This window comes from Pseudomonas sp. JC1203 (assembly GCF_056175065.1).
In genome coordinates, this window is sequence record NZ_JBWCAM010000006.1 from 1 (window position 1) to 22,707 (window position 22,707).

General features: G+C 62.5%; 22 protein-coding genes, 5 tRNA genes and 1 riboswitch. Of the genes, 8 read left to right on the plus strand and 19 right to left on the minus strand.

All coding sequences use genetic code 11. From position 1 onward, the window contains the following. Positions 1 to 670: 670 nt before the first annotated feature. Positions 671 to 1,570, minus strand: coding sequence for a LysR family transcriptional regulator (locus tag AC0SZ7_RS10675; RefSeq protein WP_475504379.1), 900 nt, complete (start codon positions 1,568 to 1,570; stop codon positions 671 to 673). A gap of 131 nt (positions 1,571 to 1,701) precedes the next feature. On the opposite strand from AC0SZ7_RS10675, the gene AC0SZ7_RS10680 reads away from it, so the two are divergent. The 3 genes from AC0SZ7_RS10680 (at position 1,702) to AC0SZ7_RS10690 (ending at position 4,342) form a co-directional block, all read left to right on the plus strand. Then, on the plus strand, positions 1,702 to 2,733 hold the full coding sequence (locus AC0SZ7_RS10680) for a Rieske 2Fe-2S domain-containing protein (protein ID WP_475504380.1): 1,032 nt from the start codon (positions 1,702 to 1,704) through the stop codon (positions 2,731 to 2,733). Positions 2,734 to 2,742: 9 nt separating this feature from the next. Then, positions 2,743 to 3,699 (plus strand): PDR/VanB family oxidoreductase, encoded by a 957-nt coding sequence (locus tag AC0SZ7_RS10685; RefSeq protein WP_475504381.1) that lies wholly within the window; start codon positions 2,743 to 2,745, stop codon positions 3,697 to 3,699. A 343-nt stretch (positions 3,700 to 4,042) separates the two neighbouring features. Next, positions 4,043 to 4,342 (plus strand): DUF3077 domain-containing protein, encoded by a 300-nt coding sequence (locus tag AC0SZ7_RS10690; RefSeq protein WP_475504382.1) that lies wholly within the window; start codon positions 4,043 to 4,045, stop codon positions 4,340 to 4,342. A gap of 168 nt (positions 4,343 to 4,510) precedes the next feature. Here the strand turns inward: AC0SZ7_RS10690 and AC0SZ7_RS10695 are convergent. Then, a tRNA-Arg gene (locus AC0SZ7_RS10695) sits at positions 4,511 to 4,587 on the minus strand. Positions 4,588 to 4,940: 353 nt separating this feature from the next. Between AC0SZ7_RS10695 and AC0SZ7_RS10700 the strand changes: the two genes are divergently transcribed. Further along, entirely contained in the window at positions 4,941 to 5,180 is a 240-nt protein-coding gene (locus tag AC0SZ7_RS10700) for a hypothetical protein (RefSeq protein ID WP_475504383.1), read from the plus strand. 11 nt (positions 5,181 to 5,191) lie between these two features. Next, complete coding sequence (locus tag AC0SZ7_RS10705; protein WP_475504384.1) at positions 5,192 to 5,377, plus strand: PA3371 family protein; 186 nt, start codon at positions 5,192 to 5,194, stop codon at positions 5,375 to 5,377. On the opposite strand, the gene phnN is transcribed toward AC0SZ7_RS10705, so the two are convergent. Together phnN and AC0SZ7_RS10715 are read right to left on the minus strand one after the other, a co-directional pair. Next, positions 5,352 to 5,942 (minus strand): phosphonate metabolism protein/1,5-bisphosphokinase (PRPP-forming) PhnN, encoded by a 591-nt coding sequence (gene phnN, locus AC0SZ7_RS10710; protein WP_475504385.1) that lies wholly within the window; start codon positions 5,940 to 5,942, stop codon positions 5,352 to 5,354. The two genes, AC0SZ7_RS10705 and phnN, sit on opposite strands and share 26 nt — an antisense overlap. A 46-nt stretch (positions 5,943 to 5,988) precedes the next feature. Next, positions 5,989 to 6,213 carry a hypothetical protein gene (locus AC0SZ7_RS10715; RefSeq protein ID WP_475504386.1) on the minus strand — a complete coding sequence of 75 codons (225 nt, stop codon included), beginning with the start codon at positions 6,211 to 6,213 and terminating at the stop codon, positions 5,989 to 5,991. A gap of 108 nt (positions 6,214 to 6,321) precedes the next feature. On the opposite strand from AC0SZ7_RS10715, the gene AC0SZ7_RS10720 reads away from it, so the two are divergent. After that, positions 6,322 to 6,648, plus strand: coding sequence for an Arc family DNA-binding protein (locus AC0SZ7_RS10720; protein WP_027978646.1), 327 nt, complete (start codon positions 6,322 to 6,324; stop codon positions 6,646 to 6,648). A gap of 65 nt (positions 6,649 to 6,713) precedes the next feature. On the opposite strand, the gene mgtE is transcribed toward AC0SZ7_RS10720, so the two are convergent. Then, entirely contained in the window at positions 6,714 to 8,162 is a 1,449-nt protein-coding gene (gene mgtE / locus AC0SZ7_RS10725) for a magnesium transporter (protein WP_416426140.1), read from the minus strand. Positions 8,163 to 8,480: 318 nt separating this feature from the next. Here mgtE and AC0SZ7_RS10730 point away from each other — a divergent pair, with 318 nt between their 5' ends. After that, a complete protein-coding gene (locus tag AC0SZ7_RS10730; RefSeq protein WP_475504387.1) occupies positions 8,481 to 8,741 on the plus strand; it encodes a hypothetical protein in 261 nt (86 codons plus the stop codon). 170 nt (positions 8,742 to 8,911) lie between these two features. On the opposite strand, the gene AC0SZ7_RS10735 is transcribed toward AC0SZ7_RS10730, so the two are convergent. The 7 genes from AC0SZ7_RS10735 to alaS all read right to left on the minus strand — a co-directional run bounded on the left by AC0SZ7_RS10735 (position 8,912) and on the right by alaS (position 13,808). Then, positions 8,912 to 8,988: transfer RNA gene (locus AC0SZ7_RS10735), tRNA-Arg, on the minus strand. Between the two features lie 79 nt (positions 8,989 to 9,067). Then, positions 9,068 to 9,144, minus strand: a tRNA-Arg gene (locus AC0SZ7_RS10740). Between the two features lie 77 nt (positions 9,145 to 9,221). After that, positions 9,222 to 9,298: transfer RNA gene (locus tag AC0SZ7_RS10745), tRNA-Arg, on the minus strand. Positions 9,299 to 9,405: 107 nt separating this feature from the next. Continuing rightward, positions 9,406 to 9,496, minus strand: a tRNA-Ser gene (locus AC0SZ7_RS10750). A 71-nt stretch (positions 9,497 to 9,567) separates the two neighbouring features. After that, positions 9,568 to 9,756, minus strand: coding sequence for a carbon storage regulator CsrA (csrA, locus tag AC0SZ7_RS10755; RefSeq protein ID WP_027978649.1), 189 nt, complete (start codon positions 9,754 to 9,756; stop codon positions 9,568 to 9,570). Between the two features lie 91 nt (positions 9,757 to 9,847). Then, positions 9,848 to 11,086 carry an aspartate kinase gene (locus AC0SZ7_RS10760; RefSeq protein ID WP_475504388.1) on the minus strand — a complete coding sequence of 413 codons (1,239 nt, stop codon included), beginning with the start codon at positions 11,084 to 11,086 and terminating at the stop codon, positions 9,848 to 9,850. A gap of 97 nt (positions 11,087 to 11,183) precedes the next feature. After that, positions 11,184 to 13,808 carry an alanine--tRNA ligase gene (alaS, locus tag AC0SZ7_RS10765; RefSeq protein WP_475504389.1) on the minus strand — a complete coding sequence of 875 codons (2,625 nt, stop codon included), beginning with the start codon at positions 13,806 to 13,808 and terminating at the stop codon, positions 11,184 to 11,186. 251 nt (positions 13,809 to 14,059) lie between these two features. Continuing rightward, a riboswitch (FMN riboswitch) is annotated at positions 14,060 to 14,215 on the plus strand. Between the two features lie 91 nt (positions 14,216 to 14,306). On the opposite strand from alaS, the gene AC0SZ7_RS10770 reads away from it, so the two are divergent. Next, positions 14,307 to 14,807: a 6,7-dimethyl-8-ribityllumazine synthase gene (locus AC0SZ7_RS10770; protein WP_475504390.1), complete on the plus strand. Its 501-nt coding sequence runs from the start codon at positions 14,307 to 14,309 to the stop codon at positions 14,805 to 14,807. A 128-nt stretch (positions 14,808 to 14,935) separates the two neighbouring features. Here AC0SZ7_RS10770 and astE read toward each other — a convergent pair whose 3' ends face one another. The 7 genes from astE to AC0SZ7_RS10805 all read right to left on the minus strand — a co-directional run bounded on the left by astE (position 14,936) and on the right by AC0SZ7_RS10805 (position 22,493). After that, positions 14,936 to 15,922 carry a succinylglutamate desuccinylase gene (astE, locus tag AC0SZ7_RS10775; RefSeq protein ID WP_475504391.1) on the minus strand — a complete coding sequence of 329 codons (987 nt, stop codon included), beginning with the start codon at positions 15,920 to 15,922 and terminating at the stop codon, positions 14,936 to 14,938. Between the two features lie 12 nt (positions 15,923 to 15,934). Further along, a complete protein-coding gene (locus AC0SZ7_RS10780) occupies positions 15,935 to 16,219 on the minus strand; it encodes a topoisomerase II (protein WP_416426147.1) in 285 nt (94 codons plus the stop codon). A gap of 12 nt (positions 16,220 to 16,231) precedes the next feature. Then, on the minus strand, positions 16,232 to 17,581 hold the full coding sequence (gene astB / locus AC0SZ7_RS10785) for an N-succinylarginine dihydrolase (RefSeq protein ID WP_475504392.1): 1,350 nt from the start codon (positions 17,579 to 17,581) through the stop codon (positions 16,232 to 16,234). A 37-nt stretch (positions 17,582 to 17,618) separates the two neighbouring features. Further along, complete coding sequence (gene astD, locus AC0SZ7_RS10790) at positions 17,619 to 19,082, minus strand: succinylglutamate-semialdehyde dehydrogenase (RefSeq protein ID WP_475504393.1); 1,464 nt, start codon at positions 19,080 to 19,082, stop codon at positions 17,619 to 17,621. Then, positions 19,079 to 20,113 (minus strand): arginine N-succinyltransferase, encoded by a 1,035-nt coding sequence (gene astA / locus AC0SZ7_RS10795; protein WP_475504394.1) that lies wholly within the window; start codon positions 20,111 to 20,113, stop codon positions 19,079 to 19,081. Before astA ends, astD begins: the two co-directional genes overlap by 4 nt. A gap of 61 nt (positions 20,114 to 20,174) precedes the next feature. Beyond that, positions 20,175 to 21,203 carry an arginine/ornithine succinyltransferase subunit alpha gene (aruF, locus tag AC0SZ7_RS10800; RefSeq protein ID WP_475504395.1) on the minus strand — a complete coding sequence of 343 codons (1,029 nt, stop codon included), beginning with the start codon at positions 21,201 to 21,203 and terminating at the stop codon, positions 20,175 to 20,177. 69 nt (positions 21,204 to 21,272) lie between these two features. Beyond that, positions 21,273 to 22,493, minus strand: a complete 1,221-nt coding sequence (locus AC0SZ7_RS10805) for an aspartate aminotransferase family protein (RefSeq protein ID WP_475504396.1) — start codon at positions 22,491 to 22,493, stop codon at positions 21,273 to 21,275. Positions 22,494 to 22,707 lie beyond the last annotated feature (214 nt).

Below are 22,707 nucleotides of genomic sequence, written 5' to 3' on the forward strand. Positions count from 1 at the left end.
AGCAATCGTTGGTTACATCTTTGATTTCTCGCGGAGTAACTTATGATGCTGATAATCTTTTTGACTATCAGTCTGAGTCACAAGCACCCACACGAATTGCTTGATTCAATTGTTAAAGAGCGGTTGGTTGATTCTTTCGTCTCAACCGAGGCGCGCATTCTACGCTTTCCTCAGAGCCTGTCAAGCGTTTATTTTGAAGTTTTTCAGAGAATCTCTAACAACTTCAACCACTTGACTCGCTTCGATCTCTCGTTAGCGGGAGGCGAATTCTACAGCAACCTGCGTTGCTGTCAACCACCTCTTTCACCGCTTTCGACGTTAAGATCGAAACCTTTCGGAGCTGCTTACTTCGGTTAACTCATTGATACTCAGAGAGTTTTCCGTTTCGGTTGCGCCGGAAGTGGGGCGAATTATAGAGAGATTCGGAGGCAGGTCAAGGGATAATTTCGAGGAATTGTCTTTAGAGTCAAAAGCATCCCCGCGGGCGACCGCGTAAGGGCCACCAGGTGCATGCCGGGGGATCTTCAAGCCTCATGACATCGAGCGCCGCCCGCGCGGCGCGACCCGGCCTAACGGCCGGTGCTACCCGTTTGTTTCGGGCCAATTATGTCAGTGGCATCTCCCGGGGCCGCCTTGGTGGTACGCCGGGAGAATTTGGGGGGGGCGCTTTCTATATAGCGGCCAACCTGCCTCGCACGTCGGCCAGCGCCAACAGCGCCGCGCGCGACAGCTGCCGGTGCGGCGCAACACACAGGCACAGCACGGGGTGGCTCACGTGAATGCCGGTCAACGGCACGAAGGCGATTGTCCCTTCGGCCACTTCGCTGGCGACGTCCAGCCAGGACAACATCCCTACCCCCACGCCCTGGCGAATCAGCGAGCGCATCATGCGCAGGTCGTTGCAGGCCACGCGTTGCCGCACGTCCAGGTGCAACTGGTCATGCAGGGTGCGCACATGCTTGTGCACCACCAGCGGCTCGGCCGGGAAGATCACCGTTTCGCCCTGGGTCTCGCTGAGCCGCAGGCTGGCCTTGCCCGCCAACGGGTGTGAGACCGGCATGGCGATCCCCATCTTTATAGGCACGCTGGCATTGATGGCCAGCTCACTGCTGCCGCTGGCGTCGAGCATCAGGCCGAAATCCACTTCGGCCGTGGTGATCATCTGCGCCACTTTCTGGTTGTCCGCCACCTTCATGCCAAAGGTCAGCCCCGGGTACTGCGCCATCAATGCCGCCACCGCCTCGGCGACGATGCCCTCGCTCAAGGCGTCGATCAGGCCGATCTCCACATGGCCGCGGCGCAGCCCCTGCATTTCATCGATCTGCTCACGCGTGCGGCCGTAGTCCTTTTGCCATTGGCGTGCGTTGGCCAATAGCAGCTCCCCGGCCGCCGTCAGCCGCAAGCCACTGGGCAACCGCTCGAACAACGGCACGCCAAGCTCCTCTTCGACCTTGAGGATCTGCCGGTCAATGGCTGACGCCGACACATGCAGCACCTCCGCCGCACGGCGGATGCTGCGGTGCCTGGCCACTTCCAGAAAGTAACGGGTGAAACGCGAGAACGGGAACATGTGTTGCCTTTTTTGCAACGCGACAGTGAAAAAACGATGCTGGAGTTCATCACGCCGCACTTCTAAAGTCCAACCCATAAGCGCTCTACCGCGCACCTTGCAGACCGTTGAAGCCTGATGAGTGACACACCATGAACCAAGATCGCTCCCTACCCCTGCACTGCACCTTCATCGAAAGCGACTGGCGTATCCTGGCCGCCCACTGGTACCCGGTCGCGCAGTCGGCCGCCGTGGGCCGCGAACCGGTCAAGGCCATGCTGCTGGACGAACCCCTGGTGCTATACCGCATGGACGACGAACTGGTGGTGGCGCGTGACGTCTGCCCGCACCGCGGGGTGCCGCTCACCATGGGTAAAAGCGATGGCCAGGGCGTAGTCTGCCCCTACCACGGCCTGCGCTTCGGCAACGGCGGCCGCTGCAACAAAGTGCCCGCCAGCCCCAACGCCGCCATCCCGGCGCGCATGCAATTGCACACCTACCCTGCCGTTGAGCGCTACGGCTTGGTATGGACCTGTCTCGACCTGCAAAGCGACAGCGTCGACATCCCGCTGATGCCCCACTGGGAAGACCCGCACTTCCAGCAAATCGTCTGCCCCACCGTGGACATCCAGGCGTTCGCCGGGCGCCAGCTGGAAGGCTTCCTCGACGTCGCGCATTTCGGCTTCGTGCACACCGACACCTTCGGCGACCCCGACAACACCCAGATTCCACCCTACCGCCCGGTGGAAACCGGCAGCGGCTTCGAAGTGCACTACAACAGCTCGGTGGGCAACTACCCCATCGGCGTCGACGGCAAGGCGCCGGACGACTTCAACTGGCTGCGGCACTTCCAGGTGCACCTGCCCTTCACCGCCACCCTCACCGTGCACTTCCCCAACGACGGCCGGCTGGTGATCATGAATGCCGCCTCGCCGGTGTCATCGAAGGTCACCCGCCTGTTCGCGCCCATCGCGCGCAACTTCGATAAAGACCTGCCGGTGGAGGATTGCCACGCGTTCAACCTCAAAGTGTTCGAAGAAGACCGCCTGATCGTCGAGTCGCAGAAACCCGAGCGCCTGCCGCTGGACCCGATGCTGGAAGTGCACATCCCGGCGGACATGAGCTCCATCGCCTACCGCAAGGGCTTGCGCAACCAGGGCCTGAGCCAGTTCTTCCTGTATTGAGGGCACGCCATGAACCGCCTCACCGTAACAGTCGCCGCACTGGCCGCCGAGGGCGCGGGCAACCTGGCCATACGCCTGGAGCCGCTGCCCGGCCAGGCACTGCCAGCCTTCGCTGCCGGCGCGCACATCGACGTATTCCTGCCCGGCGCCCTCACCCGCCAGTACTCGATCGCCAGCGCGCCCTCCCGCCTGGACCACTACGAACTGTGTGTGAAAAGCGAACCCGAGTCGCGGGGCGGTTCCCGGTTCATCCATCAAGTGCTGGCCGTTGGCGCCCAACTGGATATCTCCACTCCGCGCAACCTGTTCGCCCTGCAGCCCGCCGACCACCACGTGCTGGTAGCCGCCGGCATCGGCATCACGCCGCTGCTGTCCATGGCCAGTGCATTAAAGGAACAGCAACAATCGTTCAGCCTGCACTACTACACCCGCACCCGCACCGAAGCAGCCTACGCCGAGCGGCTGGAAACGCAGTTCGGCGCAGAGCGAGTGCACCTGCAACACAGTGACCAGGACCGGAGCCCACGGCGGCACTTGCCGGACGACCTCCTGCAACCCGGCCCCAACGCACATCTATACCTGTGCGGCCCGGAAGCCTTCATGCGCCACATGATCGAGCGTGCGCAGGAATTGGGCTGGCCAGCGACGCATATCCATCAGGAGGCGTTCGCTCCCATGGCCGCCCAGACGGCTGTCGGCGACGCATTCGAAGTGCAGGTCAATTCCACGGGCCAGGTGGTGCAGGTACCGGCAGAACAATCCATCGCCCAAGCGTTGATGGCGGCTGGGGTTGAAGTGCCGGTGTCGTGTGAGCAGGGCTTTTGTGGGGCGTGCCTGACGCGGGTAGTGAACGGCACGCCGTGCCATCGCGATAGCGTGTTGAGTGATGGGGAGAAGGCGTTGAATGACCAGATGGCGCTGTGCTGTTCGCGGAGTCGGTCGGGGCGGTTGGTGTTGGGGATTTAGCGGGGCGTTATGGCGCAGGGGCGGGTCTATATATAGAGGAAATACGCCAGGAGTACATTTGTACTCCTGGCGTATTTCTGGCATCTGGCAACCGTAAAGTGCAGCCCGAAGCAGCACCCTGGATACGGGTGCGCTTGGCTATGATGGCGCGATGCGCCGCGCATATCCTGTTGCAGGCGCTTTTTTTGTGCCCGCGACATTGTGTTATGGCGGGTTGCGCTTGGACTCCCTCGGGAGTGCCGGTCCCAGTGTTCCGGTCCGCCAACCTCGCGTAACCCGTCACCCTATTCTGCTTGGCGGCAGATACGTGATGGGTCTCTTGGTAAACACTGGAGATTCACCCATGAACGAAATCGACCAACACACCACCCTTGGCACAACCTCGTTTGCGAACTGCGGCGATGAGGGGCGGCATAAGTTATTCAGCGTTAATCCCGATGTTCCGGTTCAAGCAGCGTTGGAGTACAGCGCTCATTTGCGTGATTGTGCCAGCAAGCTGATGCTGGATAGTGCGATGGGGGATGGTGGTGCGCATTTGGCTTGGGCTGCGGTTTATTTGAATGAGATGGCTGGGGCGGTTGTGGATGATCTGGCATTGACAGATACCTCTCACTTTTACCCGAAAGGCAGCGTTCTTAAATGATGCGATATGCAGGACGCCAGGGTTACTCAATATCGTCAAGATCGCTGTTACGAACCTGATCTCTAACCCGGGATGGGTCGGTTTCGAGCAACGCGTAGCAGGGGTTCTAAAGGATGCCGCACCATGTCTGCCCAGGAAGGACAGGCGAGCTTGGCGGGCCGAGCAATATGGTGTCCCAGGGCAGGTTCGAACTGCCAACCTTCCCCTTAGGAGGGGGATGCTCTATCCAATTGAGCTACTGAGACCTTTCTGAGCGCTGCGAGGAACCCGCAGCACGATGGACGGCGAGCATGGTAACCACCCGCCCCGCATTTGTCATGTCATCCGTGGCCTTTTTGCCTGTAGGCAAGGTCAACGCCGAGGGAACTTTTTCGCAGCAAGGCGCAAGCCCTCTGGAACAGGGGCCCGCGGCGACCGTGCATTTTGCAAGGCTGCCAGAATGCCATCTTGCAGATTGCAATCTGCCACTGCCTTGAAAACACTGTAAACTACTGAAAATGCTGGGTTTTATCCGCGCATCAGAGTTGGCACGGCGCCTGCTGTATTCACTTCCATAAAAAGTGGCCAGGCAGCCCTTCACTCTGCGGAGACAAGCCCCATGAACAGCACCCTCTTTGCCCTCAATGCTTTGGCCCTGGTCGCCCTGGTGGCGTTCCATTTTCATGACGAGCAGCAACCGGATGCCGCCCTGGTGCATGTCCAGGCGGAACATTTCATGGCCCGGCCGGCCGCACAGCTGGCAGACATGAAACCGCACAGAGGGATGTCGGTACTGACGTCGCAACAGGAACAGGGCGAATCAGCACCGGTGATCCATACTGACCGCTATACCTTTTGAAGGAGCAGCACATGTCGAAAAGCGCATGGGCCTTTTTTCTGATTGCCCTCACCAGTTTCCTGGCCGCGGTTACGCTGCCACCGGACGCTGGTCAAGCCAGCGCGGTGCTGGGCATTACCAGCGGGGTGTCGACCGCGCTGTTGCTGCTGGCGCTGCTGCGCGGCCGCAAGATCAAGTTCGATCCGTCGCTGCGCTGATGCCGTGACGGGCCAGCAGCGCCATCAGGCGCTGCACCGCTGACGCAAGGTCGGTGGAATTGTCCAGCGCTTCGATGCGCACACTCCCCTCCTCCCATTGCCCGGGTTCTGCCTGCAAGCGGTCGTTGCGCGCCAGGCGCTCTTCGATCTGCGCCTCTGTTTCGCGGCCACGGGCCTGCAGGCGCTGGCGCAGCACGGTGCTGTCGACGGTGATCAGCACCGGCACCAGGTCGGGGTAGAGCTGCAGGGCCTGGGGCAGCCAGGCGCGGGAACCGTTGACCAGTACGTGCTGGCCACTGGCAAGGCGCGCATTGATGTCACGGCCGATACCATATTGCAAACCGTTGGCCTGCCAATTCATGGCAAACTCGCCCGCCGCGCGCAGGTGCGCGAAGGTTTCCGGGCTGACACCAATGGCGTGCTCACCCACGGCCTCCGCGGACCGGGTGATGGTGCGCCGCACCACGTGCACGTCAGCTTGCTGCAAGGCGCCGCGCGCCGCATCGATGACACTGTCCTTGCCGGCCCCGGAAGGCCCCATCAGGTAGATCAAACGTCCCGACATCTCATCGCTCTATATGGCAGCATGCTGGCAACCTGCCAAAATGCCACTATGCTGAATCATAGGGTAGCTCGCGCGTCATTGTGCACAGGTTGTACGGGACGAGCCAGAGCACCTCTTGAGATAGCAGGACGAAAACCGAGCGGTCGATAGGCGAACGGGGATTTTCCAACCAGTGCTCATTTTCGACAATTGGTGCTGGCAAAAAGCCCTTATTCAGTTCAATATTTGTCACAGAATTGGCGCCAATGAAATGGCGAATATGAGGCATCATAGAAGCCTCTTTCACAATTCAGGTTGAACTTTTGCTGTATCGACTGTCGTAAACACATCGTGCGGCTAATTTCGAGAACCGCTCCCCCTGAACTAAACGGTCAAATATATGCGCCCAATGAAACAGGCTATTTACTCCAGCCGTACGGCTGACAAATTCGTCGTACGCCTTCCCGATGGAATGCGTGAGCGCATTGCAGAGGTAGCTCGTAATCATCACCGTAGCATGAACTCGGAAATCATCGCCCGCCTGGAACAGAGCCTGATTCAGGAAGGCGCCCTGGGCGAAGAGCTGAGCATGCGCCTGGACAGCCCGGAGCTGTCGCTGCACGAGCGTGAACTGCTGCAACGCTTCCGCCAACTGTCGCACCGCCAGCAGAACGCGCTGGTGTCGCTGATCGACCACAACGCCGAGGCCACTGCCGACGCCTCGTGAGCGCTCGCCAAAAGCCCATGAAAAAAGCCAGCGAAAGCTGGCTTTTTTGTGGGCGCTGGTTTGGCCTACATCAGGAACAGGGTGGCAAGGCCCAGGAAGATGAAGAAGCCGCCGCTGTCGGTCATGGCGGTGATCATCACGCTGGAGCCCATGGCCGGGTCGCGGCCGAACCTGGCCAGGGTCATGGGGATTATGACGCCCATGAAGGCCGCCAGCAGCAGGTTGAGGGTCATGGCCGCAGTCATCACCACGCCCAGTGACCAACTGCCATAGAGCAGGTAGGCCACCACGCCGATCACCCCGCCCCAGACGATGCCGTTGATCAACGACACTGCCAGTTCCTTGCGCAGCAGGCGCGTGGTGTTGCTGTTGCCCGGGCTCACCTGGTCCAGCGCCATGGCGCGCACGATCATGGTGATGGTCTGGTTGCCGGAGTTGCCACCGATGCCGGCAACGATGGGCATCAGCGCGGCCAGGGCCACCAGGCGTTCGATGGAGCCTTCGAACAGGCCGATCACCCGCGAGGCGACGAAGGCGGTGATCAGGTTGATGGCCAGCCACGACCAGCGGTTGCGCAGTGAGCGCCATACCGAGGCAAAGATGTCTTCTTCTTCGCGCAAACCGGCCATGTTGAGGACTTCAGTCTCGCTCTCCTCACGAATCAGGTCGACCATCTCGTCGATGGTCAGGCGGCCGATCAGGCGGGCGTTCTTGTCCACCACGGGCGCCGAGATCAGGTCATAGCGCTCGAACGCCTGGGCGGCGTCGTAGGCGTCCTCGTCAGGGTGGAACGACACGGGGTCGTTGGCCATGACTTCCGCCACCTGCTTCTCCGGGTCGTTGACCAGCAGGCGCTTGATGGGCAGCACACCCTTGAGCACGCCGTCGTGGTCGACCACGAACAGCTTGTCGGTGTGGCCGGGCAATTCCTTCAGGCGGCGCAGGTAACGCAGCACCACTTCCAGGCTGACGTCTTCGCGGATGGTGACCATCTCGAAGTCCATCAGCGCACCCACCTGCTCCTCGTCGTAGCTCAACGCCGAACGCACGCGCTCACGCTGCTGCGCATCGAGGCTTTCCATCAGCTCGTGCACTACATCGCGGGGCAGTTCGGGGGCAAGGTCGGCGAGTTCGTCGGCGTCCATCTCCTTGGCGGCGGCCAGCAGCTCGTGATCGTCCATGTCGGCGATCAGGGTCTCGCGCACCGAGTCGGATACTTCCAGGAGGATGTCGCCATCGCGCTCCACCTTGACCAGCTGCCAGACCGTCAGGCGGTCTTCCAGGGGCAAGGCTTCGAGGATGTAGGCGACGTCGGCGGAGTGCAGGTCATCGAGCTTGCGTTGCAGCTCGACCAGGTTCTGCCGGTGAACCAGGTTTTCGACCAGATCGGCGTGCTGGCCTTCCTGACGGTGCGTCAGGTCTTCGACCACGCGCTGGCGCTGCAGCAAATCGACCACCTGGGCCAGGCGGTCCTGCAGGCTGTCCTGCGGCTTTTTAACTTCTACTTCGGTCATAGGCGAACTCCACCCCCAGCAGCGGAGCACGCCAGAGGTTCAATCGGTCGATTCTTGATTGGTGTAGCGAGCTATTGAGTAACTACTGGGTAAGTCCATGGAAATAGTCCAAAGCCCCGGCGGGGCTGACGGGCGCAATGATACACCGGCTGCCGGCTTTTAACGCGAAAAAATCTGGCAAGAACAAATGCTTGCGCGCGAAATCTGGGCGCGGTTCGAGTACCGGGAACTACGACGACGCATATGGAAAAGAAATCACAGCCCCAGGCAGCGCAATTGCCGTTACGCTTTGGACCGCATAGTCATGGAGGACGTTCGATGCAAACCAAGCGTTGGCTACTGGCGGGGCTGCTGCTGTGCCCTGCCCTGGGTGCACTGGCACAGACCGTGTCGCGTTGCGAGGATGAGGATGGGCACCTGACGTTCACCACCCAGCAATGCCCGCCAGGGACGCTGCAGAGCCTGCAGCAGGCCTACCACCCGCATTTGAGCAGCCAGAGCGAGCGTTCGGCTGCCAAGGAGCGGACGGAGCGCAAGGGCCTGGATGACGAGATGAGGCGAATGAGTGAGGCACCTTGATCGGCGGCGCCTGGGACGCGGCCTGGGGCCGCTGCTACGCGGGAGTGGGCTCTGCCCGCGAAGAGAGCACTGCGGTTTAGCAGGTGCTATGCAGCAATACCTTCGCGGGCAGAGCCCGCTCCCAGAAAGCAAAAAGCCCGCCTTCAGAAGAAGGCGGGCTTTCACTTGTATGGTGCACTCGACAGGATTCGAACCTGTGACCGCTCGGTTCGTAGCCGAGTACTCTATCCAGCTGAGCTACGAGTGCAGGGTTGGTGCTTGGTAGACCAGATCACCTCTGGTTGAAGCTGAAGGCTCTTTCGTTAACCGAAACAACCTTCGTAAAATGGTGCACTCGACAGGATTCGAACCTGTGACCGCTCGGTTCGTAGCCGAGTACTCTATCCAGCTGAGCTACGAGTGCACAATGGTACTTGATGGACCAGATCACCTCTGGTTGTTGCAAGAAGGCTCTTTCGTTACCGAAACAATCTTCTTAAATGGTGCACTCGACAGGATTCGAACCTGTGACCGCTCGGTTCGTAGCCGAGTACTCTATCCAGCTGAGCTACGAGTGCATATGTTGCCGCGCATCATAGTTCGTTGAAACTTTTTGTAAAGCACTTTTTTCAGTAATTTCAACAACTTACCTAAAAAGCCAGCTTTCAACGCCCTAAAGAAATAATGGCGGAGAACGGGGGATTCGAACCCCCGACACCCTTTTGAGGTGTACTCCCTTAGCAGGGGAGCGCCTTCGGCCACTCGGCCAGCTCTCCGCAACACGGGGCGTATATTATCGATAGCCCCTTTTTGACGCAAGCACTTTTTTCAAAAAAACCTAAATTAATTAAGCACTTGGTTCCTCGGCCTGCTCTTCCTTGATCCGCAGGTAGATTTCCTCGCGGTGTACAGCCACCTCTTTCGGGGCGTTGACGCCGATACGCACCTGGTTGCCCTTGACGCCGAGCACGGTCACGGTGATCTCACCATCACCAATCACCAGGCTTTCCGCGCACCGACGAGTCAGAATCAGCATTACTTCTCTCCTCACCCACCGCAGTGGGAACAAACACAATCTGCAAAAAAGCAAAAGGCGCGGCTAAGCCGCGCCTCTTGTACTGAACGGGTTACTCGCCCTGGCGGGCAGCGTCCAGCTCGAAAGCGGTGTGCAGGGCGCGCACCGCCAGTTCCAGGTACTTCTCTTCGATCACTACCGAAACCTTGATTTCGGAGGTGGAGATCATCTGGATGTTGATGCTCTCCTTGGCCAGCGCTTCGAACATGCGGCTGGCAACACCGGCGTGCGAACGCATGCCGACGCCGACGATGGACACCTTGGCGATCTTGGTGTCGCCGATGACCTGGCGCGCGCCGATTTCGCTGGCGGTGTTTTCCAGCACCTGCAGCGCCGACTGGTAGTCGTTGCGGTGCACGGTGAAGGTGAAGTCGGTGGTGTTATCGTGCGAAACATTCTGCACGATCATGTCCACTTCAATGTTGGCGCCGCTGATGGGGCCCAGGATCTTGAACGCCACGCCCGGGGTATCCGGTACGCCACGGATGGTCAGCTTGGCTTCATCGCGGTTGAAGGCGATGCCGGAAATGATCGGCTGTTCCATGGATTCCTCTTCATCGATAGTAATGAGGGTGCCCGGACCCTCCTGGAAGCTGTGCAGCACGCGCAGCGGGACGTTGTACTTGCCGGCGAACTCGACCGCGCGGATCTGCAGCACCTTGGAACCGAGGCTGGCCATTTCCAGCATCTCTTCAAAGGTGATCTTGTCCAGGCGCTGGGCCGTGGACACCACGCGCGGGTCGGTGGTGTACACACCATCGACGTCGGTGTAGATCTGGCACTCATCGGCCTTCAGCGCAGCTGCCAGCGCGACACCGGTGGTGTCGGAGCCGCCACGGCCCAGGGTAGTGATGTTGCCCTGCTCGTCCACACCCTGGAAGCCTGCCACGACCACGACACGGCCGGCCTTGAGGTCGGAACGGATCTTCTGGTCGTCGATCTGCAGGATACGCGCCTTGGTGTGCGAGCTGTCAGTGAGAATGCGCACCTGGTTGCCGGTATAGGATACCGCCGGCACGCCGCGCTTGATCAGCGCCATGGCCAGCAAGGCAATGGTGACCTGCTCACCGGTGGAAACGATCACGTCCAGCTCGCGCGGGACCGGCTGGTCGCCGCCGCTGGCCTGTTTGGCCAGTTCGATCAGGCGATTGGTCTCGCCGCTCATGGCAGACAGTACAACCACCAGGTCGTCGCCGGCTTCGCGGAATTTCTTAACCTTCTCGGCTACCTGCTCGATACGCTCGACGGTGCCGACGGAGGTGCCTCCGAATTTTTGTACGATCAAAGCCATTTCAAAGCCGCCTCAGCCCGTGAAGGGCGCCCATTAAACATTCAAACGCTACAACGCGGAAACCTGCTACTAGACAACAGGTACCCGCGAGGATGAATCAGAGACCTTGTTCGACGAACGGCACGGTCAGGGCCAGGGCTGCGTCCAGCGCGCCGGCATCGACGCCGCCACCCTGGGCCATGTCCGGACGGCCGCCGCCCTTGCCGCCGACTGCCGCGGCAGCCTGCTTCATCAGGTCACCGGCCTTCAGTTTCGAAGTCAGTTCCTTGGTGACGCCGGCCACCAGCACCACTTTTTCCTCGTGCACGCCACCGAGCAGGATCACGCCCTCGCCCAGCTTGTTCTTCAGCTGGTCGACCAGCGCCAGCAGCGCCTTGCCGTCCATGCCGTCCAGGCGTGCCGCCAGGACTTTAACGCCCTTGACGTCCACGGCCGAGGCCGACAGGTCGTCACCGGCCGCGCTGGCGGCCTTGGCTTGCAGTTGTTCCAGTTGTTTTTCCAGCTGGCGGTTGCGCTCCAGCACGGCCGACAACTTGTCGATCAGGTTGTCGCGGCTGCCCTTGACCAGCTGCGCGGCTTCCTTGAGCTGCTCTTCCGCAGCGTTCAGGTAAGCCAGTGCGGCGGCACCGGTGACGCCTTCGATACGGCGCACGCCCGAGGCCACGCCACCTTCGCTGATGATCTTGAACAGGGCGATGTCGCCGGTACGGTTGGCGTGAATGCCACCACACAGCTCGACGGAGAAGTCGCCGCCCATGCTCAGCACGCGCACCTGGTCACCGTATTTCTCGCCAAACAGCGCCATGGCGCCCTTGGCACGAGCGGTGTCGATGTCGGTTTCCACGGTTTCCACCGCGCTGTTCTTGCGGATCTCGGCGTTGACGATGTCTTCCAGCGCCTTGATCTGCTCAGGCTTGATGGCCTCGAAGTGGCTGAAGTCGAAGCGCAGGCGCTGGCTGTCCACCAGCGAGCCTTTCTGCTGCACGTGCTCGCCCAGCACCTGGCGCAGGGCCGCGTGCAGCAAGTGGGTAGCAGAGTGGTTCAGCGAGGTGGCGTGCTGCATGTCGCTGTCCACCTGGGCGGTCAGCTCGGTGCCGACGCTCAGGTTGCCCAGCGAAACCACGCCGTGGTGCAGGAACGCGCCGCCGGTCTTGGTGGTGTCACGCACATCGAAGCGGCCATTGCCGGCCAGCAGGTAGCCACGGTCACCCACCTGGCCGCCGGACTCGCCGTAGAACGGGGTCTGGTCGAGGATGACCACGCCTTCCTCGCCTTCGGCCAGCTGCTGCACCGAGACGCCTTCCTTGTACAGGGCGACGACCTTGGCGCTGGACTGGGTGCTGTTGTAGCCAGTGAACACGGTCGGTACGTCGACCTTGACCAGGGCGTTGTAGTCCATGCCGAACGAGCTGGCGGAACGGGCACGCACGCGCTGGGCTTCCATTTCCTTTTCGAAGCCGGCTTCGTCCAGGGTCAGGTTGCGCTCACGGGCGATGTCGCCGGTCAGGTCCATCGGGAAGCCGTAGGTGTCGTACAGCTTGAACACCACGTCGCCCGGGACCACGTTGCCTTTCAGCTCGGCCAGGTCGGCTTCGAGAATTTTCAGGCCCTGCTCCAGGGTCTTGGCGAACTGCTCTTCCTCGGCTTTCAGCACGCGCTCGATGTGCGCCTGCTGGGCCTTGAGTTCAGGGAAGGCTTCGCCCATCTCGGCCGCCAGGGCCGCGACGATCTGGTAGAAGAAACTGCCCTTGGCGCCCAGCTTGTTGCCGTGGCGGCAGGCGCGACGAATGATGCGACGCAGCACGTAGCCGCGGCCTTCGTTGGACGGCAGCACGCCGTCGGCAATCAGGAAGCCGCAGGAACGGATGTGGTCAGCCACCACTTTCAGCGAAGGCTGGTTGTCGTTGCTGCAACCAATGGCCTGGGCGGAAGCGGCCAGCAGGCTCTGGAACAGGTCGATCTCGTAGTTCGAGTGCACGTGCTGCAGCACGGCGCTGATGCGCTCCAGGCCCATGCCGGTGTCCACCGACGGCGCTGGCAGCGGGTGCAGCACGCCGTCGGCGGTGCGGTTGAACTGCATGAAGACGTTGTTCCAGATCTCGATGTAGCGGTCGCCGTCTTCTTCCGGCGAGCCGGGTGGGCCGCCCCAGATGTCGGCGCCGTGGTCGAAGAAGATCTCGGTGCACGGGCCGCACGGGCCGGTGTCACCCATGGTCCAGAAGTTGTCGGAGGCGTACGGGGCGCCCTTGTTGTCGCCGATGCGCACCATGCGCTCGGCCGGCACGCCGACTTCCTTGGTCCAGATATCGTAGGCTTCGTCATCGCTGGCGTAGACCGTTACCCAGAGCTTTTCCTTGGGCAGGTTCAGCCACTGCGGCGAAGTCAGGAAGGTCCAGGCGTAGGTGATGGCATCGCGCTTGAAGTAGTCACCGAAGCTGAAGTTGCCCAGCATTTCGAAGAAAGTGTGGTGACGAGCGGTGTAGCCAACGTTTTCCAGGTCATTGTGCTTGCCGCCGGCACGCACGCATTTCTGGCTGCTGACTGCACGGGTATACGCGCGCTTTTCCTGGCCCAGGAAACAATCCTTGAACTGGTTCATGCCCGCGTTGGTGAACAGCAGGGTTGGGTCATTGCCCGGGATCAAGGAGCTGGAGGCTACACGGGTGTGGCCTTGCTCTTCGAAGAAGCGAAGGAAGGCTTCACGGATTTCTGCGCTTTTCATTAGGTTCTTCCACGACAGGCTGCGGCCATAGGCCAGTGCGTAACGTCCGCGGACGTTTCGACGGCAAAGGGCCGTATTATATACAGTGCTCAGCTTGTCAATATACGGTTAATTCGCGAAAAAAAAACACGCACGCCCCCGTGGCCACTGCGACGGGGATTAGTGTCGTCTACGACTAAATCGTTAGCGCGCAGACGATGCACAGTGCAAAAAAGTATGTTAAAAATCGTTTGCCGCCTACCAATGGGCGGCAACGTTCTCAGGGCGGGGTGCGATTCCCCACCGGCGGTAATGGCGCGCAATGCGTCTAGCCCGCGAGCGCTTGGCAGGTGCAAGCCTGGCAAGGTCAGCAGACCCGGTGTGATCCCGGGGCCGACGGTCATAGTCCGGATGAAGAGAGAACGGGATTGGTACACAAGGGCCGACGGCATGCCGCGTACCCTTGAATCCCATTCGATCCAACTGCCCTGTTTTTCATACAAACAGGAGTCAACGTAGATGCAACCCACCGCAATCGACAGCAAAAGCCACGCAAACGAGCGTATCGCCTTTATCCAGGCCTGCTGGCACAAGGATATCGTCGACCAGGCCCGTATCGGTTTTGTCGAGCAGATTACCCAGCTGGGCTACCAGGAAAGCGACATCGACGTCTATGAAGTAGGCGGCGCCTTTGAAATTCCGTTGCACGCCAAGCTGCTGGCCAAGACCGGCCGTTATGCCGGCATCGTCGGCGCCGCACTGGTCGTGGACGGCGGTATCTACCGTCACGACTTCGTCGCCGCCACCGTGGTCGACGCGCTGATGCAAGTGCAGTTGGAAACCGAAGTACCGGTGTTCTCGGTATCGCTGACCCCGCACAACTTCCACGGCCAGGAACATCACGACTACTTCTTCAAGCACTTCCTGCACAAGGGCCACGAAGCGGCGAACACCTGCGCCGACACCCTGCAGAAAGTACGCGCGCTGCGCCGCCTGACTGCACAGCACAAGGTTGCCTGATAGCTTTCTATCGGTTTGAAGGGCCAGCGCAGCCTTCGGCAGCGGCTACGACGCAATTCCCGTAGCCGCTGCCGCCAGGCTGCGCTGGCCTTTTTGTACGCTGAAGGTCTGAAGGCAGCGGTTACAGGTCAGGCAGGGACTATCAGAATACCGGCACGCAGGCCGTTCTTGACCTTCGGGTTGGGGAAAATGATGCGCGCACCCTCCTCCTCCACGATCCAGCGGCACTCGGCCAGGTCTTCGGCCAGCAGGTAGCCCTGGGGCAACTCGGAAAAATTCTCGACATCGGCCGGCAAGTGCAGGCGGAAGGCATCGCTGTGCTTGATCACTTCACGGGCCACGCGGAATACCTTCAATGCCTTCGGCTCGCCCACCTCGGGCTCGTCACCTTCGATGATGTGCTTCAAGCGGGTTTCCAGCAGTGTCAGGTTCACCTGCTGGTTGTGCCCGAACGGCCGCGCCTTGCCCAGTTCTAGCGTGAAGGCCTCGGCCTCCAGTTGCTCGTAGGTGTAGGCGGTGAAGGTGATGGAGGTCTTGCTCTGCAGCAGCACCGCTTCCATGCCGGCCGCCTCCAGGCGCGCCAGCTCGCGCGATGAGTGCTCGCGGCCGTCCTTGAACGGGTACAAGGCAAACTGCTCGATCTTCGAGCCGCGAATGGCGGTGTGCAGGTCGTAGTGCAGGCGCGTGCGCCCAGGCAGGCTGAAGAATGTCGCCGCCAGCCGCTCCAGCTCGCAGGCGCGCAGGGCCTCGGGGCCACTGGACAGCTCGTGGCGGCCGTTGAACAGGCGGTTGACGTCCTGTTCCAGGTAACGCTCGCCGCGACGGATCGCTTCGGGGTTGCCGAACAGGAAAAGAATGCGCGCGCGCGGCTTCAAGGTGCCGCGTGCAATGTCATGCAACAGGCCATCGAGCAGCTCGATGGGCGCTGTTTCGTTACCGTGGATGCCCGCCGACAACAGCAGGTCCAGGCCGTTGTCGCGGGCTTCCGGCGGGCGGACCTCAAGGGCCCCCTCGCCGAGCCAGCGCATGCGCACGCCTTCGACCGTCAGCTGAGTTTTCTCTGCCGGCTCACGGCCGGCGAGGGTCAATTCAAGCAGCTTGCCGAGGGCGAGCATAGGCTTCGGTCCTTAGTGGTTGCAGTCCGGACCATGCACATGGTCGTCGTCTTCACCGGCGTCGGCCGGTTCCATTTCCAGTTGCAGGCTGACCAGGTTGGTGGCCAGTGGGCGCAGCAGCAGGTTGGCGTATTCGGCATCGCCTTCCTCTACGTCAACGCCGATCAGCAGCTGGCCGCGGCCGTCCTGCTGAATCCACAGCTCCTTGCCTTGCCAAACCACGGCAAGACGGGTGCAGGAGGTTTCCAGCTGGGTACCGTCGGTGTCTTCAAGAATCAGCCGCAGGGCGTCGGACATGGGAAAAATCTCTCAAGGTTGAAGTTGGAATGGGTAAACCGAGCCCAGTTTAAGGATTTGCGTCAGTTCATCCAATGCCGTGCGACACTCCAGCAGCAATTGCGGGTCGGCCAGGTCCGCCTCGCCGAGGCGATCGCGGTAGTGGCGGTCCACCCATTGGGTGAGTGTGTCGTACAACGGCGCGGTCATGATCACGCCAGGGTTCACCGCGGCCAGCTCGGTTTCGTTGAGCGCCACGCGCAAGCGCAGGCACGCCGGGCCACCGCCGTTCTGCATGCTCTGCTTGAGGTCGAACACCTTGACCTCGGCAACCGGGCCGCCCTGGGCGGTCAGGCGCTGCAGGTAATTCCATACACGCTCGTTGGCGCGGCACTCTTCCGGCACGATCAACAGCATGGCGCCATCGGCGCGCGACAGCAGCTGGCTATTGAACAGGTAGGAACGCACCGCGTCCTCCACCGACACCTCGTTGCGCGGCACGCACACCGCCTGGAAGTTGCCGCCCCGTTTCGCCAGTTTAGCCTGCAGTTGCGCCAGCATCGGCGCGGTGTCCAGGAAGGCGTCCTCGTGATGGAACAGCAACTCGCCGTTGCCCACCGCAATCACATCGTTGTGGAACACGCCCTGGTCGATTACCGCCGGGTTCTGCTGGGCGAAGACCACGCCCTCCTCGCTCAGGCCATGCAGCCGCGCGACAGCCTGGGAGGCCTCTAGCGTCTGCCGTGCCGGGTATTTCTGCGGCGCCGGGTAGCGCGCATCGAAGGCGCTGCGGCCGAACACAAAGAATTCCACGCCCGGCTCGCCATAGCTGCGGCAGAAACGCGTGTGGTTGGCCGCGCCTTCGTCGCCGAACTGACCAACGGCAGGCAAGGCGGCGTGATGGGCAAAGTGGCGGTCATCGGCGAACATCGCCCCCAGCACCCGGCTGGTGGTGGGGTGCTCGACGCTGCGGTGGTACTTGCAGTTGAGGTTGGCGGCGGTGAAGTGCACGCGGCCATCGGCGGTGTCGGCGCTGGGGCTGACCGTGGCGGCGTTGGCCACCCACATGCTCGACGCCGAGCAGCTGGCCACCAGCAACGGCATGGCCTCACGGGCGGCACGCTCGATGACCTGGGCGTCGCTGCCGGCAAAGCCCAGCGCGCGCAGGGCCGCCACGTCCGGGCGCTCTTGGGGCGCGAGCACGCCCTGGACGAAGCCCATTTCCATCAGCGCCTTCATTTTCGCCAGGCCCTGGCGCGCCGCTTCACGCGGGTTGGACGCCTGCTGGCTATTGCTCTGCGAGGCAACGTTGCCGTAGGACAACCCACCGTAGTTGTGGGTCGGGCCTACCAGACCGTCAAAGTTCACTTCATAGGCTTTCATCGGCCAGGCTCCATGGATCTCGTTGTTATGCAGTTGCTCACAGCTTCACGCCCGGGGTCAGGCTGGCGGGCAGGCTGACGGTGGGCGCTTCCAGCGACGCCACCGGGTAGGCGCAATAGTCGGCCGCGTAATAGGCACTGGCGCGGTGGTTGCCCGAAGCGCCGACGCCACCGAACGGCGCGCTGCTGGCGGCGCCGGTGAGCTGCTTGTTCCAATTGACGATGCCGGCGCGGCTTTGCAGCCAGAACTGCCGGTAGCGCGCCTCGGAGTCGGACAACAGCCCGGCGGCCAGGCCGTACTGGGTGTTGTTGGCCTCGGCGATGGCCTGCTCGAACCCAGCGTAGCGGATCACCTGCAGCAGCGGCCCGAACCACTCTTCGTCCGGGCGATCCTGCACGGCAGTCACATCGAGGATGCCGGCGGTCAGCAGCGCGGCATTGGCTTGCGGCTGGGTCATGGACAACAGCGCCGTGGCGCCCTTGGCCAGCAACTGCGCCTGGGCGTCGAGCAGCGCCTGGGCAGCGCCCAGCGACACCACCGAACCCATGAACGGCGCGGGCTGCTGGTCGTACGCGCCCACCACCAGGTTGCCGGCCACGGCCACCAGGCGGCTGAGCAGCGCGTCACCCCAGGCGCCTTCGGGCACCAGCAGGCGGCGCGCGCAGGTGCAGCGCTGGCCGGCGGAAATGAACGCCGACTGGATGATGGTGTACACCGCGGCTTCCAGATCCTGCACCTGCTCGACCACCAGCGGGTTGTTGCCCCCCATTTCCAGGGCCAGGATCTTGTCCGGGCGCCCGGCAAACTGGCTGTGCAGGGAATTGCCGGTACGGCTGGAGCCGGTGAAGAACAGCCCGTCGATGCCCTCGTGGGCAGCCAGCGCCACCCCCGTGTCACGGGCGCCCTGCAGCAGGCTGAGCACGCCTGCCGGCAGGCCCGCGTCGATCCAGCACTTGACGGTGAGCTCGGCGACTTTCGGCGTCAGCTCGCTGGGCTTGAACAGCACCGCGTTGCCGGCCAGCAGCGCCGGCACGATATGGCCGTTGGGCAGGTGGCCGGGGAAATTGTAGGGGCCAAACACCGCCACCACACCGTGGGGCTTGTGGCGCAGCACGGCGGTGGCGTCGGCCAGTGGCCCGCTCTTCTCGCCGGTGCGCTCGCGGTAGCTCTGGATGGAGATGGCGACCTTGTTGACCATGCTGGTCACTTCGGTGGCGGCTTCCCACAGCGGCTTGCCGGTTTCCTCACCGATGCAGCGGGCGATGTCATCAGCGCGCTCCTTCAGGGTGGCGGCGAAGCGCTCGATGACGTTGATGCGCTCATCCAGGGTGCGCGACGCCCACCCCACGAACGCCTGGCGGGCAGCGTACACCGCCTGGTCGACCTGCTCGGCACTGGCCGCGCGGCCTTGCCACAGTACGGCCTGGCTCACCGGGTTGAGGGACTGCAGGGCTTCGCCCGTGCCGGCCAGCCATTGGCCACCAAAGTACAACGTGCTCATTTACGCACCTCCCGTGGGGCCTGGGGCGCCAGGCTGACAGCGCGCACCTGGTCGCCGGCGCTCAGGCGCAGGCGCTTGGCGGTCAGCGGGTCGACCACCAGGGTGCCGGCCGCCAGGCGTGCCGGGGCCGCGGTAATGCGGCACTCCTCGCGCTTGCGGTTGTGAATCAGGAACGGCGTGGCGTCGTCACCCGGGGTGCCGACGGCCAGCACCAGCGCCTCGCTGTCATGCACGGCGCGGATCTTCGCGGTCTCGCACTCCACCGCCGGGCCGGCGTCGAAAATGTCGACGTAGCCCTGGTAGCTGAAGCCTTCGGCCTTGAGCATGGTCAGCGCCGGCTCGGTGTCGGTGTGCACGCGGCCGATGACGCTGCGCGCCGCCTCGGACAGGAAGCAGGTGTACAGCGGAAACTTGGGCATCAGTTCGGCGATGAACGCCTTGTTGCCGACGCCGGTGAGGTAGTCGGCCTGGCTGAATTCCATCTTGAAGAAGTGCCGGCCCAGGCTTTCCCAGAACGGCGAACGCCCGGCTTCATCGGACATGCCACGCATTTCGGCGATGATCTTGTTGCCGAACAACTGCGGGAACTCGGCGATGAACATCAACCGCGCCTTGGACAGCAGGCGGCCGTTGAGGCCGGTGCGGAATTCGCTGCGCAGGAACAGCGAGCACAGCTCGGAGTTGCCGGTCAGGTCGTTGGCCAGGAACAGCGTGGGAATTTCCCGGTAGATGTTCAGTTCCTGCGATGCACTGACGGTCAGGCCCACCCGGTAGTTGTACCAGGGCTCGCGCAGCCCCACGGCGCCGGCAATGGCGGAAATGCCCACCACTTTGCCGTCATCGTCTTCCAGCACGAACAGGTAGTCCGCGTCGCCACGCCCCGCTTCGCCCCGGAAGGTCTTCTCGGCCCAGCCCACGCGGTGCGCCAGGCGCTCCTCGTTGGCCGGCAAGGTGGTGAGGCCGGTGCCGGTGCTGCGCGCAAGCTCAATCAGCGCGGGTAAATCGCTGCTGCGTACGGGACGAACGATCATGCTTTCTCCTTGCGCGGGCCGCGATGGCAACCCGCAGAACTCGACCTGTGATTGACAGGTATCAAACCGCTACCAGGCGCACGCTGGCGCCCTCGCCCACACCCAGTGCCTCGGCCGCTTCCAGGCTGAGGGTCACCGGCTTGCCGGGCACCCAGTCCAGTTCCAGCAGCACTGCGCGGTAGTCCTGCAGCTGGGCGTTGGCCACAAGGTAGGGGCGCCCGCCCTTGACCACGTCGCTGTTGCCGCTGTCGAGCTTGACCGGCACCACACGGCTCTGGGCGATGGAGCGAATGCCCGAGACCCGCGCATGCAGCGTCGGGCCGCCGTCGAAGATGTCGATGTAGTGGTCGGTCTCGAAACCCTCGCGCATGAGGATGTCGAAGGTGATCTGCGCACGCGGGTGCACCTGGCCCATGGCTTCCTGGGCTTCGTCGGGCAGCAGCGGCACGTAGATCGGGTAATGGGGCATCAGCTCGGCCAGGAAGGTACGGCTCTTGATGCCGCACAGGCGCTCGGCCTCGGCGTAGTTGATGTCGAAGAAGTTGCGGCCGATGGCGTCCCAGAACGGCGAGTCGCCGTTGTCGTCGCTGTAGCCGACGATCTCGGTCACCACCGAGTCGGCGAAGCGCTCGGGGTGGTTGGCCATGAACAGCAGGCGTGCCCGCGAGGTCAGCTCGGACCAGGCGCTGCCGACCATTTCCGGCACCATGTAGAAGCTGGTGAGCAGGCTGTTGCCGGTCAGGTCGTGGCACTGGGACAGCACGTGAATCTTGTTATGGATCTTCAGCTCGCGGGAGGCGTGCACGAAGGTCTCATTACGGAAACTGTAGAAAGGCTCGGAATAGCCCGCCGACGCGACGATGGCCGAGCAACCCGTGAGGCGCTGGGTCTGGGTGTCTTCCAGGACGAAGAAATAGCTTTCCTCGCCATTGAAGCTGACCTCGGCGGCAAACGAGGCCTCGGACGCCGCGATCTTGTCGCGCAGGCGCTCGGCATCGTCCGGCAGGGACGTGACACCAATCGGGCTGTCCGCGGCCAGGCGTTGGACCTCGGCCAGGTCAGCCATTTGCGCGGGGCGCATTACCAGCATGGTGTCACTCCTTGGAATTGCTTGGAAAAAACGGCGGGCGCCGCAACGCCCGCCTTTACCGGCCCGGAATCAGGCTTGGGTCAGTTGTTGCACGGCACGTTCGAAGCGGTCCAGGCCTTCGTCGATGTCGGCGTCTTCAATCACCAGGCTAGGCGCAAAGCGCACCACGTCCGGGCCGGCCTGCAGAATCATCAGGTCGTGCTGCTCGGCGGCGTTGAAGAAATCCTTGGCCTTGCCTTTCCAGGCCTCGCTCAGCTCGCAGCCGATCAGCAGGCCCAGGCCACGCACCTGGGTGAACACACCGTACTGCTCGCCGATCTGCTCCAGGCGCGCCTTGAAACGCTGGTGCTTGGCCTTCACGCCAGCCAGCACTTCGGGGGTGTTGATCACGTCCATCACTGCTTCGCCAACGGCGCACGCCAGCGGGTTGCCGCCGTAGGTGGTGCCGTGGGTGCCGACGGCGAAGTGCTTGGCCAGCTCGGTGGTGGTCAGCATGGCGCCGATGGGGAAGCCGCCGCCCAGGCTCTTGGCGCTGGACAGGATGTCGGGGGTGACGCCGTAGTGCATGTAGGCGAACAGCTCGCCGCTGCGGCCCATGCCGCTCTGCACTTCGTCGAACACCAGCAGTGCGTTGTGCTGGTCGCACAGCGCGCGGGCGCCTTGCAGGTAGGCCAGGTCCGCCGGCAGCACGCCGCCTTCACCCTGGATAGGCTCCAGCACCACGGCGCAGGTCTTGTCCGAGACGGCGGCTTTCAGCGCGGCCAGGTCGTTGTACGGCACGTGGGTGATGCCGGTGATTTTCGGGCCGAAACCGTCGGAGTACTTCGGCTGGCCGCCAACGCTCACAGTGAACAGGGTGCGGCCGTGGAAGCTGTTGGTGGCGGCGATGATCTCGTATTTCTCGGGGCCGAACTTGTCGTGGGCCACGCGGCGGGCCAGCTTGAACGCAGCTTCGTTGGCTTCGGCGCCGGAGTTGCAGAAGAACACGCGGTCGGCAAAGGTGGCGTCGACCAGCTTGTGGGCCAGGCGCAGGGCCGGCTCGTTGGTGAACACGTTGGACACGTGCCAGACCTTGTTGGCCTGCTCGGTCAGCGCGTTGACCAGCGCCGGGTGCGCGTGGCCCAGCACGTTGACGGCGATGCCGCCCGAGAAGTCGACCAGTTCGCGACCCGCCTGGTCCCACACCCGCGAACCTGCGCCGCGCACGGGAATGAAGGCGGCCGGGGCGTAGTTGGGGACCATCACCTGGTCGAAATCGGCGCGTTGCACCTGGGCATGCTCAACGGACATCGGAGTCTCCTGAAGAGGAACGCCCACCTGGTAATGGCGGGCGATGGGGGGATTGTAAGGACTGGCCAGCGCTTGTCCTTGTCGCCAAGCGACAACTTATTACAGCGCCAAACCGTGAAAACAGGGGGTTTTCGGTAATGCGACATATTATTGCATCAGGCAACGGTTTGGTCGCGCGAAGATCCATGCCGCGCGCAAAAGGCTGGCAACGCCA

Excerpts from the sequence above, each read along its gene's own strand:
- AC0SZ7_RS10675 (WP_475504379.1), bottom strand. The coding sequence starts at position 1,570 with ATGTTCCCGTTCTCGCGTTTCACCCGTTACTTTCTGGAAGTGGCCAGG.
- AC0SZ7_RS10680 (WP_475504380.1), top strand. The coding sequence starts at position 1,702 with ATGAACCAAGATCGCTCCCTACCCCTGCACTGCACCTTCATCGAAAGC.
- AC0SZ7_RS10685 (WP_475504381.1), top strand. The coding sequence starts at position 2,743 with ATGAACCGCCTCACCGTAACAGTCGCCGCACTGGCCGCCGAGGGCGCG.
- AC0SZ7_RS10690 (WP_475504382.1), top strand. The coding sequence starts at position 4,043 with ATGAACGAAATCGACCAACACACCACCCTTGGCACAACCTCGTTTGCG.
- AC0SZ7_RS10700 (WP_475504383.1), top strand. The coding sequence starts at position 4,941 with ATGAACAGCACCCTCTTTGCCCTCAATGCTTTGGCCCTGGTCGCCCTG.
- AC0SZ7_RS10705 (WP_475504384.1), top strand. The coding sequence starts at position 5,192 with ATGTCGAAAAGCGCATGGGCCTTTTTTCTGATTGCCCTCACCAGTTTC.
- phnN (WP_475504385.1), bottom strand. The coding sequence starts at position 5,942 with ATGTCGGGACGTTTGATCTACCTGATGGGGCCTTCCGGGGCCGGCAAG.
- AC0SZ7_RS10715 (WP_475504386.1), bottom strand. The coding sequence starts at position 6,213 with ATGATGCCTCATATTCGCCATTTCATTGGCGCCAATTCTGTGACAAAT.
- AC0SZ7_RS10720 (WP_027978646.1), top strand. The coding sequence starts at position 6,322 with ATGCGCCCAATGAAACAGGCTATTTACTCCAGCCGTACGGCTGACAAA.
- mgtE (WP_416426140.1), bottom strand. The coding sequence starts at position 8,162 with ATGACCGAAGTAGAAGTTAAAAAGCCGCAGGACAGCCTGCAGGACCGC.
- AC0SZ7_RS10730 (WP_475504387.1), top strand. The coding sequence starts at position 8,481 with ATGCAAACCAAGCGTTGGCTACTGGCGGGGCTGCTGCTGTGCCCTGCC.
- csrA (WP_027978649.1), bottom strand. The coding sequence starts at position 9,756 with ATGCTGATTCTGACTCGTCGGTGCGCGGAAAGCCTGGTGATTGGTGAT.
- AC0SZ7_RS10760 (WP_475504388.1), bottom strand. The coding sequence starts at position 11,086 with ATGGCTTTGATCGTACAAAAATTCGGAGGCACCTCCGTCGGCACCGTC.
- alaS (WP_475504389.1), bottom strand. The coding sequence starts at position 13,808 with ATGAAAAGCGCAGAAATCCGTGAAGCCTTCCTTCGCTTCTTCGAAGAG.
- AC0SZ7_RS10770 (WP_475504390.1), top strand. The coding sequence starts at position 14,307 with ATGCAACCCACCGCAATCGACAGCAAAAGCCACGCAAACGAGCGTATC.
- astE (WP_475504391.1), bottom strand. The coding sequence starts at position 15,922 with ATGCTCGCCCTCGGCAAGCTGCTTGAATTGACCCTCGCCGGCCGTGAG.
- AC0SZ7_RS10780 (WP_416426147.1), bottom strand. The coding sequence starts at position 16,219 with ATGTCCGACGCCCTGCGGCTGATTCTTGAAGACACCGACGGTACCCAG.
- astB (WP_475504392.1), bottom strand. The coding sequence starts at position 17,581 with ATGAAAGCCTATGAAGTGAACTTTGACGGTCTGGTAGGCCCGACCCAC.
- astD (WP_475504393.1), bottom strand. The coding sequence starts at position 19,082 with ATGAGCACGTTGTACTTTGGTGGCCAATGGCTGGCCGGCACGGGCGAA.
- astA (WP_475504394.1), bottom strand. The coding sequence starts at position 20,113 with ATGATCGTTCGTCCCGTACGCAGCAGCGATTTACCCGCGCTGATTGAG.
- aruF (WP_475504395.1), bottom strand. The coding sequence starts at position 21,203 with ATGCTGGTAATGCGCCCCGCGCAAATGGCTGACCTGGCCGAGGTCCAA.
- AC0SZ7_RS10805 (WP_475504396.1), bottom strand. The coding sequence starts at position 22,493 with ATGTCCGTTGAGCATGCCCAGGTGCAACGCGCCGATTTCGACCAGGTG.